Below are 13,847 nucleotides of genomic sequence, written 5' to 3'. Positions count from 1 at the left end.
CCGAGCACTACATAAGTCACCCAGGGAAATACCGACGCATGACCGCGCAACCGCCGACAATCTATGACTGGGCGTTTCCGATCCGCACGGGATGTATTATCGTGGCTGCTTGCGCAAGATGCGTGGCCTGACCTACAGGCATTTGCCAACCGATCGAGGGTGCCATGAGTAACGAAAGCATTAACTGGGACAAGCTGGGCTTCGACTACATCAAAACCGACAAGCGCTACCTTTCCTACTTCCGTGATGGCAAGTGGGACCAGGGCACCCTGACTGAAGACAATGTGCTGCACATCAGCGAAGGTTCGACCGCGCTGCACTACGGCCAGCAGTGCTTCGAAGGCATGAAGGCCTACCGCTGCAAGGATGGCTCGATCAACCTGTTCCGCCCTGACCAGAACGCCGCGCGCATGCAGCGCAGCTGCGACCGCCTGCTGATGCCGCGCGTACCGACCGACGCGTTCATCGACGCCTGCAAACAGGTGGTCAAGGCCAACGAGAAGTTCATCCCGCCGTATGGCAAGGGTGCGCTGTACCTGCGTCCGTTCGTGATCGGCGTCGGCGACAACATTGGTGTGCGCACCGCGCCGGAGTTCATTTTCTCGATTTTCGCGATTCCGGTCGGCTCGTACTTCAAAGGCGGCATGACCCCGCACAAATTCCTGATCTCCGATTTCGACCGCGCGGCGCCACAGGGCACCGGCGCAGCCAAGGTCGGCGGTAACTACGCGGCCAGCCTGCAACCAGGCTACGAAGCGAAGCAAGCCGGCTTTGCCGACTGCATCTACCTCGACCCGCTGACCCACAAGAAGATCGAGGAAGTCGGCTCGGCCAACTTCTTCGGCATTACCGCCAACAACGAGTTCGTCACGCCGAAGTCCGCCTCGGTGCTGCCAGGCATTACCCGCCTGTCGCTGATGGAACTGGCCGAATCGCGCCTGGGCCTGAAAGTGATCGAAGGCGACGTGCTGATCGACGAGCTGAAGCGCTTCACCGAAGCCGGTGCCTGTGGCACGGCGGCAGTGATCACCCCGATCGGTGGTATCCAGTACAACGGCAATCTGCATGTATTCCACAGCGAAACCGAAGTCGGCCCGATCACCCAGAAGCTCTACAACGAGCTGACCGGCATCCAGAGCGGCGACGTTGAAGCCCCGGCTGGCTGGATCGTCAAGGTAGCCTGATTTACCCTTATCGCGGAACAAACCCGCTCCCACAAAGACACCGATGTGCTCTGTCGGAGCGGGCTCGTGCCGCGATTGGGCTGCAACACAGCCCCTCCCCTAGATGAATTTTTCTTTAACCCGGCCACCGCCTATTCTTTGGCACAATCAGGTTCTCAATCTCCGCCCGGGTAAAAGCATGCTCCGCGTACTGACTATCGAAGACGATGCCGTCACCGGCCAGGAAATCGTTGCCGAACTCTCCAGCCATGGTCTCGATGTCGACTGGGTCGACAACGGCCGTGAGGGCCTGGCCAAGGCCATTGCCGGCGGTTATGACCTGATCACCCTCGACCGCATGCTGCCCGAAGTGGACGGCCTGACCATCGTAACCACGCTGCGCAACCTGAAGATCGCCACGCCGATCCTGATGATCAGCGCCCTTTCCGACGTCGACGAACGCGTACGCGGCCTGCGTGCCGGTGGCGACGACTACCTGACCAAGCCGTTCGCCTCCGACGAAATGGCCGCCCGCGTCGAGGTCTTGCTGCGCCGCAACAGCGTGCCGATGGCACAGACCCGGCTGCAGGTCGCCGACCTCGAACTGGACCTGATCAGTCATGAAGCCAAGCGCGGCGAGCAAACCCTCAACCTGCTGCCGACCGAGTACAAGCTGCTGGAATTCCTCATGCGTCATGCCGGCCAGGTCATCACCCGGATGATGATTTTCGAGGAAGTCTGGGGCTATCACTTCGACCCTGGCACCAACCTGATCGACGTACACATCGGACGCTTGCGCAAAAAGATCGACGCCGCCGGGCAAACGCCGCTGATTCGCACCGTGCGAGGCTCCGGCTATGCCATTGCCGAACCCGTCTAAAGGTTGGAGCTCCTCCACCAGCCGCCTGCTGGCGCTGTACAGTTTCCTCTTCGTGGCCTGGAGCAGCATCCTCATGGGGGTGCTGTACTTCGAGGTGTCCGGCTACCTGAACAAACTGACCCGGCATTCCCTGCTGCAGCGCCAGCACCTGTTCGCGCACATGAGCGGCAAACAGCTCGACGACGCGCTGATCGCCAGCCAAGCCTTCGAGGAGCGCAGCTTCGACGCCTACGGCCTGTTCGATGCACAGTTCAACCCGCTCGGCGGACAGGTGCGGCAGATTCCGGCGGAACTCGGCCTGGATGGCAAGATCCACGAACTGAGCCGCTGCCTGGACGCCGACGCCCCACGAATGCCGCGCGACAGCTGCGACGCGGTGGCCTTGAAGGTCAAAGACGGCCGCTGGCTGGTGCTGGTACGCGACAACGGCTCGCTGTTCGTGGTGACACGGATCATCCTGCATGCACTGCTCTGGGGGCTGTCGCTGACGATCATTCCGGGGATCGCCGGTTGGTACCTGCTGCGCCGCCGGCCGCTGAAGCGGATTCGCGCGATCCAGGCCAGTGCCGAGCTGATCGTCGCCGGCGACCTGACCCACCGCCTGCCACTGTCGCAGCGCCGCGACGAGCTGGACATGCTCGCGGCCATCGTCAACGCCATGCTCGATCGCATCGAACGGCTGATGCACGAGGTCAAGGGCGTCTGCGACAACATCGCCCATGACCTGCGCACGCCGCTGACCCGGCTGCGCGCGCAGTTGTACCGGATCCGCCAGCAGGCCGGTGATAACTCGCCGCAGGCCGAGCACCTGGACCAGGCCATTGCCGAGACCGATACACTGATGGCGCGCTTTCGCGGCCTGCTGCGCATCAGCGAGCTGGAGGACCGCCAGCGCCGCGCCGGCTTCGTCGAACTTGATCCGCATGCCTTGCTGAGCGAGCTGTACGATTTTTACCTGCCACTGGCCGAAGACGGCGAAATCCAGCTGACATTGCAGTTGCCGAACCACCTGCCGCCGCTCAATGGCGACCGCGAGCTGCTGTTCGAGGCGTTCGCCAACCTGCTGGGCAATGCGATCAAGTTCACCCCGGCCGGTGGCCAGGTGCTGATGCGGGCGAGCGAAGACGCCCAGGGCCTGCATGTCGAGGTGCAGGACAGCGGGCCAGGGATTCCCGAGTCGGAGCGCGAGACGGTGTTACGCCGGTTCTATCGCAGCGATGAAGGCCATCGGCATGCCGGATTCGGCCTGGGCCTGTCGATCGTTGCGGCGATCGTCGACCTGCATGGGTTCAAGCTGGAGGTGGGCACTGGAGAGCTGGGTGGGGCGAAACTGGTGTTGCACTGCCGAGCCTCATCGCGGGACTAGCCCGCTCCCACAAAAGCACCGAGGGTACCTGGGGGAGCGGGCTAGCCCAGCGACGAAGTCGACGCCGATCAGTCGGCCAGACGCCAGGTGGTACCGCCCTTACCGTCTTCCAGCACCACGCCCATGGCGGTGATCTGGTCGCGGATCCGGTCGGATTCTGCCCAGTTCTTGTCGGCCCGCGCCTGCAGGCGCGCCTGGATCAAGGCTTCCACTGCGGCCGCGTCGACCTTGCCTTCGGCACCGGCACGCAGGAAGTCGTCGGCGTCCAGTTGCAACACCCCAAGCAACTCGCCCAGCTCGCGCAGACGCCCGGCCAGACCGGCCGCTACCTCAGGCTCGGCCTCACGCAGACGGTTGATTTCACGCACCAGGTCGAACAGCACGGCGCAGGCTTCCGGCGTACCGAAGTCGTCGTTCATCGCTACGGTAAAGCGCTCGACATACTCCTCGCCGCCGCTCGCCGCCACCCGTGGCAGCCCCCGCAAGGCGTGATAGAAGCGCTCCAGCGCACCTTTCGACTCGCGCAGGCTGTCTTCGGAGTAGTTGATCGAGCTGCGGTAGTGACTCGATACCAGCAGGTAGCGCACCACTTCCGGGTGATACTTGTCGAGCACGTCGCGAATGGTGAAGAAGTTGTTCAACGACTTCGACATCTTCTCGCCATTGATGCGGATCATCCCGCAGTGCATCCACGACTTGGCGTACTGCTTGCCGGTCGCCGCTTCGCTCTGGGCGATCTCGTTCTCGTGGTGCGGGAACTCCAGGTCGTTACCACCACCATGAATGTCGAAGCTCTCGCCCAGGCAGCAGGTCGACATCACCGAGCACTCGATGTGCCAGCCCGGACGCCCTGGCCCCCACGGCGACTCCCAGCTCGGCTCGCCCGGCTTGACGGCTTTCCATAGGACGAAGTCCAGTGGGTCCTGCTTGGCTTCGTCGACCTCGATCCGCGCACCGATGCGCAGGTCTTCGATTTTCTTGCGCGACAGCTTGCCGTAACCGACGAACTTGCCCACTCGGTAGTACACGTCGCCATTCCCAGGCGCGTAGGCGTAGCCCTTGTCGATCAGGGTCTGGATCATCGCGTGCATGCCGGCGATATGATCGGTGGCACGTGGCTCCTGATCCGGCGGCAGGATGTTCAGCCGGCGCTCGTCTTCATGCATGGCGTCGATCATCCGCGCAGTCAGCGCGTCGAACGACTCGCCGTTGTCGTTGGCGCGATTGATGATCTTGTCGTCGATGTCGGTGATGTTGCGCACATAGGTCAGGTCGTAGCCGCTGTAACGCAGCCAGCGCGTGACCAGGTCGAAGGCGACCATGCTGCGGCCATGCCCAAGGTGGCAGAAGTCGTACACGGTCATGCCGCAGACGTACATGCGCACCTTGTTGCCTTCCAATGGCGTGAAGACTTCCTTGGTCTTGCTCAGCGTGTTGTAGATGTTAAGCACGAGGATTCCTTAGCTGCCCCACGAATCGCGCAGGGTCACGGTGCGGTTGAACACCGGGCGACCCGGCTGGGAGTCTTTCAGGTCGGCGCAGAAGTAACCTTCGCGCTCGAACTGGAAGCGGTCTTCTGGTTGGGCCTGGCCCAGCGAAGGTTCCGCACGACAACCGCTCAGCACCTGCAGCGAATCGGGATTGATGTTGTCCAGGAAGCTGCCGCCCTCTTCGGTTTTCTCCGGGTTGGCCGACCGGAACAGGCGGTCGTACAGACGCACTTCGCATTCGACGCTGGCCGCAGCCGGTACCCAGTGGATAACGCCCTTGACCTTGCGACCCTCGGGGTTCTTGCCGAGGGTGTCCGGGTCGTACGAGCAGCGCAGCTCGACGATGTTGCCGTCGGCGTCCTTGATCGCTTCGTCGGCACGGATCACGTAGCTGCCGCGCAGACGCACTTCACCGGCGGGTTCCAGGCGCTTGTAGCCCTTCGGCGGCGCTTCCATGAAGTCGTCGCGGTCGATGTAGATCTCGCGGGCGAAGGGCAGCACGCGCACGCCCATGTCTTCTTTCGGATGGCGCGGCAGTTCGAGGTTCTCGACCTGATCTTGCGGGTAGTTGGTGATGACCACTTTCAGCGGGCGCAGTACGCACATGGCGCGTGGCGCGGTGCGGTCGAGGTCGTCGCGAATGCTGAATTCGAGCATGGCCATGTCGACCACGCCGTCGGAACGGTTGGTGCCGATCATTTCGCAGAAATTGCGGATCGATGCCGGGGTGTAGCCGCGACGGCGGAACCCGGACAGGGTCGACATGCGCGGATCGTCCCAGCCGCTGACGTGCTGCTCATCGACCAGTTGCTTGAGCTTGCGCTTGCTGGTGATGGTGTAGTTCAGGTTGAGCCGGCTGAATTCGTACTGGCGCGGCGTGGCCGGCACTGGCAGGTGCTCGAGGAACCACTCGTACAGCGGGCGATGACCTTCGAACTCAAGGGTGCAGATCGAATGGGTGATACCTTCGATGGCGTCCGACTGACCGTGAGTGAAGTCGTAGTTCGGGTAGATGCACCAGGTGTCGCCGGTCTGGTGATGGTGGGCATGGCGGATGCGGTAGAGGATCGGATCGCGCAGGTTCATGTTCGGCGAGGCCATGTCGATCTTGGCGCGCAGCACCCGCTCACCGTCCTTGAATTCGCCAGCTTTCATGCGTGCGAACAGGTCGAGGCTTTCTGCTACCGAACGCTCGCGGAACGGGCTGTTCTTGCCTGGCTCGGTCAGGTTGCCGCGGTATTCCTTGGCTTGCTCCGGGGTCAGGTCGCAGACGTAGGCGTTGCCCGACTTGATCAGGTCGATGGCCCAGGCGTGCAGTTGATCGAAGTATTGCGAGGCATAGCGCACCGGGCCGGTCCACTCGAAGCCCAGCCACTTGATGTCGCTCTGGATCGCATCAATGTACTCCTGGTCCTCTTTGGCCGGGTTGGTATCATCGAAACGCAGGTGACAGGCACCGCCGAATTCCTGGGCCAGGCCGAAGTTCACACAGATCGACTTGGCATGGCCGATGTGCAGGTAACCGTTGGGCTCGGGCGGGAAACGGGTGACGATACTGCTGTGCTTGCCCGAATCCAGGTCGGCCTGCACGATCGGGCGCAGGAAGTTCACGGGGACGGCGGGCGCGCCTTTGGCAGCGGCGTTGGGAGCGGTGTCGGCAGTGGGCTTGCTCATAGGATCCTTGAATACGGGTGCTCGGCCCGGGTAGGCCGACTGAAACAAAGCGCTTATCATAGCCGAAGCGGTCGAGCTGCCGACAGGGCAAATAGCAGCTGCAAGCTATAAGCTGCAAGCTTCAAGACGAACGCATCGCGCTTTTTCTTGCAGCTTGGCACTTGAAGCTTGATGCTACCCCGCGCAAAAACCCCGAATAGAGCGAATTACAGCATGTCCAAAGTCAAACTGAGCACCAACCACGGCGACATCGTCCTGAAACTGGATGCCGAAAAAGCCCCGCAAACCGTGGCCAACTTCGTGCAGTACGTGAAGGAAGGTCATTACGACAACACCGTGTTCCACCGTGTGATCAAGGGCTTCATGATCCAGGGCGGCGGTTTCGAACCAGGCATGAGCCAGAAGAAAACCCGCGCCAGCATCCAGAACGAAGCCGATAACGGCCTGAAGAACACCAAGTACAGCATTGCCATGGCCCGGACCATGGAGCCGCACTCGGCCTCCGCGCAGTTCTTCATCAACGCCTCGAACAACGACTTCCTCAACCACAGCGGCAAGAATGTGCAGGGCTGGGGCTACGCGGTGTTCGGCGAAGTGACTGAAGGTCAGGATATCGTCGACAAGATCGAAGCCGTTGCCACCGGCTCCAAGTCCGGTCACCAGGACGTGCCGAAAGACGACGTGATCATCGAGAAAGCCGAGATCATTGAGTGATACTGCTGATCTCCGATCTGCATCTGCAAGAAGAACGCCCGGACATTACCCGGGCGTTTCTTGATCTGATCGGCGGCCGTGCACGGCACGCCGAGGCCCTGTATATCCTCGGGGATTTCTTCGAGGCCTGGATCGGCGATGACGCCATGACGCCGTTCCAGGCGTCGATCTGCCAGGCCTTGCGTGCGCTGAGCGACAGCGGCACACGGGTGTTGCTGATGCACGGCAACCGCGATTTCCTGCTCGGCCAGGCATTCTGCAAGGCCGCCGGCTGTACCCTGCTGACCGATCCGAGCGTGATCGAGCTCGGCGGCGAGCCGGTGTTGCTGATGCATGGCGACAGCCTATGCACCCGTGACGAGGCCTACATGAAGTTGCGCCGTTATCTGCGCAACCCGCTGAGCCTGTGGATCCTGCGCCATCTGCCATTGCGCACCCGGCAAAAGCTGGCGCGCAAGCTGCGCAGCGAAAGCAAGGCGCAAACGCGGATGAAAGCCAACGATATCGTTGACGTTACCCCCGAAGAAGTCCCACGGATCATGCAGCAATTTGGCGTGAAGACCCTGGTGCACGGGCACACCCATCGGCCGGCGATTCATAAACTGATGATCGGCGATACACCTGGGCGCAGGATTGTGCTCGGCGATTGGGATCGGCAGGGCTGGGCTTTGCAGGTGGATGACCAGGGGTTTCAGCTGGCGGCGTTTGATTTCGGCTGAACACCGCAACACCTTCAGCGCGGGACGAGTCGGGTCGCCGCATCGCCACTCCCGCCGTGCTTTTGCCGCTAGCGAGTGCCGCGCTCGCTGAACCTCAGGCAAAAAAAGGCCCGCAGTGTGAGCGGGCAAGGACCTACGAAGATTCTTCTAGCGACCCACTAGCTTCCGCGATAGGTCGAGTAGCTGTACGGCGAGATCAGCAGCGGCACGTGATAGTGATCCTGCTCTTCGCTGATACCGAACCGCAGCACCACCACATCGAGGAACGCCGGCGTCGGCAATTGCACCCCACGCGCACGGTAGTAATCCCCGGCACTGAACTGCAGTTGATACACACCGCTACGGTAATCGTCACCCTGCAGCAGCGGCGCGTCGCAACGGCCGTCGCTATTGGTCAGGGCAGTGTTCACCAGTTCCAGTTGCTGGCCTTCGACCCGGTACAGCTCGACCTTGATCGAGCTGCCAGGGCAGCCATGCGCGGCATCCAGTACATGCGTGGTCAAACGTCCCATTGCGTGCTCGCCTCTTCTAAATCTATGGGCAAAAAATTCCCGCCTCACACCCCGGTTAAACACGGCAGCGGGCGGCTGTCGGATTATTAAGACATTTTTCTCAAAAATTGTACACAATAATTCTGACGATTTTGTTAGCCTGCTGCACACCGCCTGTCTATAGGCCGTCAGTCGCAAACCTACAGGTTTAGCTGACGAATTCGTCATTTGCTGACTAATCAGGCAGGTTTTTTGCACACCCGATCCAGCGCCCTGGCGGAAAGAAATTGGAAAAAACAGGCTTACAAACCGCAAACAAAGTTGTATACAATCACCCCATCAGTGTGGCCGACGGACTACTTCCGCCTCCACACCCCGTTTTCACGCACAAGAAGGAAGACTGCAGTGAGCGCTGATTATCCTCGCGACCTGATCGGTTACGGCAATACCCCACCCCATCCGCGCTGGCCGGGGAATGCCCGCATCGCTTTGTCTTTCGTGCTCAATTATGAGGAAGGTGGCGAACGCAACATCCTCCACGGCGACAAGGAATCCGAAGCGTTCCTTTCGGAAATGGTCGCTGCCCAGCCGCTGCAAGGCGTGCGTAACCTGAGCATGGAATCGCTCTACGAGTATGGCAGCCGCGCCGGCGTCTGGCGTCTGCTCAAGCTATTCAAGGACAGCGGTGTGCCGCTGACCATCTTCGCCGTCGCCATGGCCGCCCAGCGTCACCCCGACGTGATCCGCGCCATGGTCGACGCCGGCCACGAAATCTGCAGCCACGGCTACCGCTGGATCGACTACCAGTACATGGACGAGAACCAGGAGCGCGAGCACATGCTCGAAGCCATCCGCATTCTCACCGAGCTCACCGGCGAACGTCCGCTGGGCTGGTACACCGGCCGTACCGGGCCGAACACCCGCCGCCTGGTGATGGAGGAAGGTGGCTTCCTCTACGACAGCGACACCTACGACGACGACCTGCCCTACTGGGAACCGAACAACCCGACTGGCAAACCGCACCTGGTGATCCCCTACACCCTGGACACCAACGACATGCGCTTCACCCAGGTTCAGGGCTTCAACTGCGGCGAGCAGTTCTTCCAGTACCTCAAGGACGCCTTCGACGTGCTCTACGAAGAAGGTGCCGAAGCGCCAAAAATGCTCTCGATCGGCCTGCACTGCCGCCTGATCGGTCGCCCAGCGCGCCTGGCCGCGCTCAAGCGCTTCATCGATTACGCCAAGAGCCACGAGCAGGTCTGGTTCACCCGGCGTGTGGACATCGCCCGTCACTGGCATGCCACCCATCCCTACACAGCCGAGAAAGCATGATGACCGATTTCAACACCCTGAAGCCTTCGACCCTAGACCGCGCAGCGTTCGTCGAAGCCTTCGCCGACATCTACGAGCACTCGCCGTGGGTCGCCGAAAAAGCCTATGACCTTGGTCAACTGCACGAGCTGGACCAGATCGAAGCCCTGCACCAGCGCATGAGCGACATCCTCCTCAGCGCCGATCATGCCGCCCAGCTGGCCTTGATCAACGCTCACCCGGACCTCGCCGGCAAAGCGGCGATCCAGGGCGAACTGACCGAATCGAGCACCAACGAACAGGCCGGCGCCGGTATCCATCAGTGCACCGCCGAAGAGTTCAGCCGGTTCACCGAACTGAACGATGCCTACAAGGCCAAGTTCCAGTTCCCGTTCATCATGGCGGTAAAAGGCAGCAACCGGCACCAGATCCTGGCGGCCTTCGAAAAGCGCATCCATAACCCGACCGACGTCGAGTTCAAGGAAGCGTTGGCCCAGATCAACCTGATTGCCCTGTTCCGCCTGCTGCAACTTTAAGGTCTGGCGCCCGGCCCACCTGGCCCGAGTACGGCTCGCGAGCGTACCCAGGGCCACAACGGCAACCGCAATAGCGACAGTCCATAACAAACAGAATAAAGAGAGATCCGCATGCGCACTTTAGTGATTGAACCCTTGACCAAAGAAGCCTTCGCCCCTTTCGGTGACGTGATCGAAACCGATGGCAGCGACCACTTCATGATCAACAACGGTTCGACCATGCGCTTCCACAAGCTGGCCACGGTACAAACCGCCCAGCCCGAGGACACGGCGATCATCAGCATCTTCCGCGCCGACGCGCAGGACATGCCCTTGACCGTCCGCATGCTGGAGCGCCATCCGCAGGGCAGCCAGGCTTTCATCCCGCTGCTCGGCAACCCCTTTCTGATCGTGGTCGCGCCCGTTGGCGATGCACCTGTATCGGGTCTGGTCCGTGCTTTTGTCAGCAATGGCAAGCAGGGCATTAATTACCATCGCGGCGTCTGGCACCACCCGGTGCTGACGATCGAAAAGCGGGATGACTTCCTGGTGGTTGATCGCAGTGGCACAGGCAACAACTGCGATGAGCATTTCTTCAATGAGGATGAGCAACTGATCCTCGCCCCCCACCAATAAGAGAAGACTGAGCATCCGGCTACAGGATGCCAGGGTAAGAGGTAAAGACTGTGGAAGCACATCTGTTGGAATGGCTGAACCTGAGCGTGCGCTGGGTTCACATGATCACTGGCGTGGCCTGGATCGGCGCGTCGTTCTACTTCGTCTGGCTGGAAAACAACCTCAACCGGGCCAACCCGCGCGACGGTCTGTCCGGCGATCTCTGGGCGATTCACGGTGGCGGTATCTACCACCTGGAAAAATACAAGCTGGCTCCGCCAAAAATGCCGGAGAACCTGCACTGGTTCAAATGGGAAGCCTACTTCACCTGGATGTCGGGTATCGCCCTGCTGTGCCTGGTGTTCTACTGGAACCCGACCCTCTACCTGCTGGCCCCTGGCAGCACCCTGAGCGGTGGTGAAGGCATCGCCATCGGCGTTGGCTCGCTGATCGCCGGCTGGTTCATCTACGACTTCCTTTGCGACTCGCCGCTGGGCAAGCGCCCTGGCTTGCTCGGCCTGGTCCTGTTCGTTCTGATCATTGCCGCCTGCTTCGGCTTCAGCCAGGTGTTCAGCGGCCGCGGTGCGTACCTGCACACCGGCGCGATCATCGGCACCATCATGGTCGGTAACGTGTTCCGCATCATCATGCCGGCCCAGCGCCAGCTGGTGGCCGCGATCGAGAAGAACGAGACGCCAGACCCGAAACTGCCGGCCAAAGGCCTGCTGCGTTCGCGTCACAACAACTACTTCACCCTGCCTGTGCTGTTCATCATGATCAGCAACCACTTCCCGAGCACCTACGGTAGCCAGTACAACTGGCTGATCCTGGGCGGCATCGCTGTGGCTGCGGTGCTGGTACGTCACTACTTCAACACCCGTCACGACAGCGCCAAGTACGCCTGGACCCTGCCGGTAGGCGCTCTGGCAATGATCTGCCTGGCCTACGTTACCGGTCCTAAGCCGCTGCCTACCGCCCCGGAGCAAGCCGCCGCCAAGGTTCAGTACCAGCCGCTGCCGGAAACCGCACTGGGTGGCAAGACAGCTGCCGAGAAGGCCGCCGAGCAAGCCGCAGCCCCAGCACAACCCGCTCAGGTTGCCACCCCGGCCGAAGCCCCTGCTGCCGCTACCGCCAAGCTCGACGATGCCGGTTTCGACAAGATCCACAGCGTCATCCAGGAACGCTGCGCCGTGTGCCACTCGGCCAAGCCGACCAGCCCGCTGTTCAGCGCTGCACCTGCCGGGGTCATGCTCGACACGCCGCAACAGATCCAGCAACAGGCTTCGCGGATCCAGGCGCAGGCCGTCGCCAGCCAGATCATGCCACTGGGCAACATCACGCAGATGACCCAGCAAGAGCGTGAATTGATTGGGGCATGGATCGCCAAAGGCGCGCCAACCAACTAAGCGCTACAAGCTGCAAGCTTTAAGCGACAAGCTATGACTGCAAGCTCAGCGCCATCGGCTTTTACTTGAAGCTTGGCGCTTGAAGCTTGCAGCTACTCAAGAATAAAAACAAAACTCGAGGTGCTGCATGTCCGAGTCACGCAAGGCGTATATTCCCATTGCGCCGCCACGACAGCCCCTACCCATGCTCCAACTGATTCTGGTCGGCCTGCAACACGTGCTGCTGATGTACGGCGGCGCCATTGCGGTACCACTGATCATTGGCCAGGCTGCCGGACTCTCCCGTGAAGAAGTCGCCTTTCTGATCAATGCCGATCTGCTGGTCGCCGGTGTCGCCACCGTGGTCCAGTCGTTCGGCATTGGTGCTGTAGGGATCCGCATGCCGGTAATGATGGGGGCCAGCTTTGCCGCCGTGGGCAGCATGGTCGCCATGGCTGGGATGCCCGGCGTTGGCCTGCAGGGGATTTTCGGGGCGACTATCGCTGCCGGTTTCTTCGGCATGCTGATCGCCCCGTTCATGTCCAAAGTCGTACGTTTCTTCCCGCCGCTGGTGACCGGTACGGTCATCACCTCGATTGGTCTCTCGCTGTTCCCGGTTGCTGTCAACTGGGCCGGTGGCGGCGCGACCGCGACGACCTTCGGCTCGCCGATCTACCTGACTGTCGCGGCCCTGGTGCTGGCCACCATTCTGCTGGTCAACCGCTTCATGCGCGGCTTCTGGGTCAACGTCTCGGTGCTGATCGGCATGGGCTTTGGCTACATCCTCGCCGGCTCCATCGGCATGGTCGACCTCTCCGGTCTCGACGCAGCGCCCTGGGTGCAGGTCGTGACCCCGCTGCACTTCGGCATGCCGACCTTCAGCCTCGCACCGATCCTGTCGATGTGCCTGGTGGTGGTGATCATCTTCGTCGAGTCCACCGGCATGTTCCTCGCCCTGGGCAAGGTAACCGACCGCGAAGTGACCCCAGGCATGCTTCGTCGCGGCTTGCTGTGCGATGCCGGCGCCTCGTTCGTCGCCGGTTTCTTCAACACCTTCACCCATTCCTCGTTCGCCCAGAACATCGGCCTGGTGCAGATGACCGGCGTACGCTGCCGCTACGTCACCGTAGTGGCCGGGTTCTTCCTGATCCTGCTCAGCCTGCTGCCCAAGGCCGCCTTCCTGATTGCCTCGATTCCGCCTGCCGTGCTTGGCGGGGCATCGATCGCAATGTTCGGCATGGTCGCGGCCACCGGCATCAAGATCCTCCAGGAAGCCGACATCGCCGACCGCCGCAACCAGTTGCTAGTAGCCGTCAGCGTCGGCATGGGGCTGATCCCCGTGGTGCGCCCGGAGTTCTTCGCACAGATGCCCCAGTGGATGGAACCGATCACCCACAGCGGCATTGCCATGGCCACGGTCAGCGCTCTGATCCTCAACCTGCTGTTCAACATCCTCGGTGGTGCCGAACGCGCGGCACACAACGACGCCGCTCACCAGCATTGAGTCATTGGGCGGCACCTTGC

Annotated in this window: 13 protein-coding genes; 10 read left to right on the top strand and 3 right to left on the bottom strand. The window is 61.5% G+C overall.

The features are described 5' to 3' along the window. The first annotated feature begins 164 nt into the window (after nucleotides 1-164). The 3 genes from DCO48_RS10800 to DCO48_RS10790 all read left to right on the top strand — a co-directional run bounded on the left by DCO48_RS10800 (nucleotide 165) and on the right by DCO48_RS10790 (nucleotide 3,409). A complete protein-coding gene (locus DCO48_RS10800; RefSeq protein ID WP_116550598.1) occupies nucleotides 165-1,184 on the top strand; it encodes a branched-chain amino acid aminotransferase in 1,020 nt (339 codons plus the stop codon). Between the two features lie 178 nt (nucleotides 1,185-1,362). Next, on the top strand, nucleotides 1,363-2,043 hold the full coding sequence (locus DCO48_RS10795) for a response regulator transcription factor (protein ID WP_116550597.1): 681 nt from the start codon (nucleotides 1,363-1,365) through the stop codon (nucleotides 2,041-2,043). Next, the gene (locus DCO48_RS10790; protein ID WP_116550596.1) at nucleotides 2,021-3,409 is read left to right on the top strand and encodes a HAMP domain-containing sensor histidine kinase; all 1,389 of its coding nucleotides are present in this window, start codon (nucleotides 2,021-2,023) and stop codon (nucleotides 3,407-3,409) included. The genes DCO48_RS10795 and DCO48_RS10790 overlap by 23 nt, the downstream gene beginning before the upstream one ends. 68 nt (nucleotides 3,410-3,477) lie before the next feature. Here DCO48_RS10790 and cysS read toward each other — a convergent pair whose 3' ends face one another. Together cysS and DCO48_RS10780 are read right to left on the bottom strand one after the other, a co-directional pair. Continuing rightward, nucleotides 3,478-4,860 carry a cysteine--tRNA ligase gene (cysS, locus tag DCO48_RS10785; protein WP_116550595.1) on the bottom strand — a complete coding sequence of 461 codons (1,383 nt, stop codon included), beginning with the start codon at nucleotides 4,858-4,860 and terminating at the stop codon, nucleotides 3,478-3,480. Nucleotides 4,861-4,869: 9 nt separating this feature from the next. Next, complete coding sequence (locus DCO48_RS10780) at nucleotides 4,870-6,573, bottom strand: glutamine--tRNA ligase/YqeY domain fusion protein (protein ID WP_116550594.1); 1,704 nt, start codon at nucleotides 6,571-6,573, stop codon at nucleotides 4,870-4,872. 213 nt (nucleotides 6,574-6,786) lie between these two features. On the opposite strand from DCO48_RS10780, the gene DCO48_RS10775 reads away from it, so the two are divergent. Both DCO48_RS10775 and lpxH read left to right on the top strand, forming a co-directional pair. After that, nucleotides 6,787-7,287, top strand: a complete 501-nt coding sequence (locus DCO48_RS10775; protein ID WP_116550593.1) for a peptidylprolyl isomerase — start codon at nucleotides 6,787-6,789, stop codon at nucleotides 7,285-7,287. Further along, entirely contained in the window at nucleotides 7,284-8,006 is a 723-nt protein-coding gene (gene lpxH / locus DCO48_RS10770) for a UDP-2,3-diacylglucosamine diphosphatase (protein ID WP_116550592.1), read from the top strand. The genes DCO48_RS10775 and lpxH overlap by 4 nt, the downstream gene beginning before the upstream one ends. 158 nt (nucleotides 8,007-8,164) lie before the next feature. On the opposite strand, the gene uraH is transcribed toward lpxH, so the two are convergent. Further along, on the bottom strand, nucleotides 8,165-8,518 hold the full coding sequence (uraH, locus tag DCO48_RS10765; protein ID WP_116550591.1) for a hydroxyisourate hydrolase: 354 nt from the start codon (nucleotides 8,516-8,518) through the stop codon (nucleotides 8,165-8,167). 384 nt (nucleotides 8,519-8,902) lie between these two features. Between uraH and puuE the strand changes: the two genes are divergently transcribed. From puuE to DCO48_RS10740, 5 genes are all read left to right on the top strand, one after another. Beyond that, a complete protein-coding gene (gene puuE / locus DCO48_RS10760; protein WP_116550590.1) occupies nucleotides 8,903-9,829 on the top strand; it encodes an allantoinase PuuE in 927 nt (308 codons plus the stop codon). Then, entirely contained in the window at nucleotides 9,829-10,344 is a 516-nt protein-coding gene (gene uraD / locus DCO48_RS10755) for a 2-oxo-4-hydroxy-4-carboxy-5-ureidoimidazoline decarboxylase (RefSeq protein ID WP_116550589.1), read from the top strand. Before puuE ends, uraD begins: the two co-directional genes overlap by 1 nt. A gap of 111 nt (nucleotides 10,345-10,455) precedes the next feature. Beyond that, a complete protein-coding gene (locus DCO48_RS10750) occupies nucleotides 10,456-10,959 on the top strand; it encodes an ureidoglycolate lyase (protein WP_116550588.1) in 504 nt (167 codons plus the stop codon). 50 nt (nucleotides 10,960-11,009) lie between these two features. Further along, nucleotides 11,010-12,344, top strand: a complete 1,335-nt coding sequence (locus tag DCO48_RS10745) for a urate hydroxylase PuuD (protein WP_116550587.1) — start codon at nucleotides 11,010-11,012, stop codon at nucleotides 12,342-12,344. A gap of 127 nt (nucleotides 12,345-12,471) precedes the next feature. Continuing rightward, nucleotides 12,472-13,827: a nucleobase:cation symporter-2 family protein gene (locus DCO48_RS10740; RefSeq protein ID WP_116550586.1), complete on the top strand. Its 1,356-nt coding sequence runs from the start codon at nucleotides 12,472-12,474 to the stop codon at nucleotides 13,825-13,827. Nucleotides 13,828-13,847: the final 20 nt, after the last annotated feature.

The sequence above is a fragment of the Pseudomonas sp. SDI genome, assembly GCF_003105155.1.
In the GTDB taxonomy this organism is placed as follows: Bacteria; Pseudomonadota; Gammaproteobacteria; order Pseudomonadales; family Pseudomonadaceae; genus Aquipseudomonas.
The sequence above is the reverse complement of the archived record's forward strand: the minus strand, read 5'-3'. Positions and strand labels throughout refer to the sequence as shown.

What these genes read in the sequence shown, in the direction of transcription:
- DCO48_RS10800 (WP_116550598.1), top strand. Translation starts at nt 165, where the DNA reads ATGAGTAACGAAAGCATTAACTGGGACAAGCTGGGCTTCGACTACATC.
- DCO48_RS10795 (WP_116550597.1), top strand. Translation starts at nt 1,363, where the DNA reads ATGCTCCGCGTACTGACTATCGAAGACGATGCCGTCACCGGCCAGGAA.
- DCO48_RS10790 (WP_116550596.1), top strand. Translation starts at nt 2,021, where the DNA reads ATGCCATTGCCGAACCCGTCTAAAGGTTGGAGCTCCTCCACCAGCCGC.
- DCO48_RS10780 (WP_116550594.1), bottom strand. Translation starts at nt 6,573, where the DNA reads ATGAGCAAGCCCACTGCCGACACCGCTCCCAACGCCGCTGCCAAAGGC.
- DCO48_RS10775 (WP_116550593.1), top strand. Translation starts at nt 6,787, where the DNA reads ATGTCCAAAGTCAAACTGAGCACCAACCACGGCGACATCGTCCTGAAA.
- uraH (WP_116550591.1), bottom strand. Translation starts at nt 8,518, where the DNA reads ATGGGACGTTTGACCACGCATGTACTGGATGCCGCGCATGGCTGCCCT.
- uraD (WP_116550589.1), top strand. Translation starts at nt 9,829, where the DNA reads ATGACCGATTTCAACACCCTGAAGCCTTCGACCCTAGACCGCGCAGCG.
- DCO48_RS10750 (WP_116550588.1), top strand. Translation starts at nt 10,456, where the DNA reads ATGCGCACTTTAGTGATTGAACCCTTGACCAAAGAAGCCTTCGCCCCT.
- DCO48_RS10740 (WP_116550586.1), top strand. Translation starts at nt 12,472, where the DNA reads ATGTCCGAGTCACGCAAGGCGTATATTCCCATTGCGCCGCCACGACAG.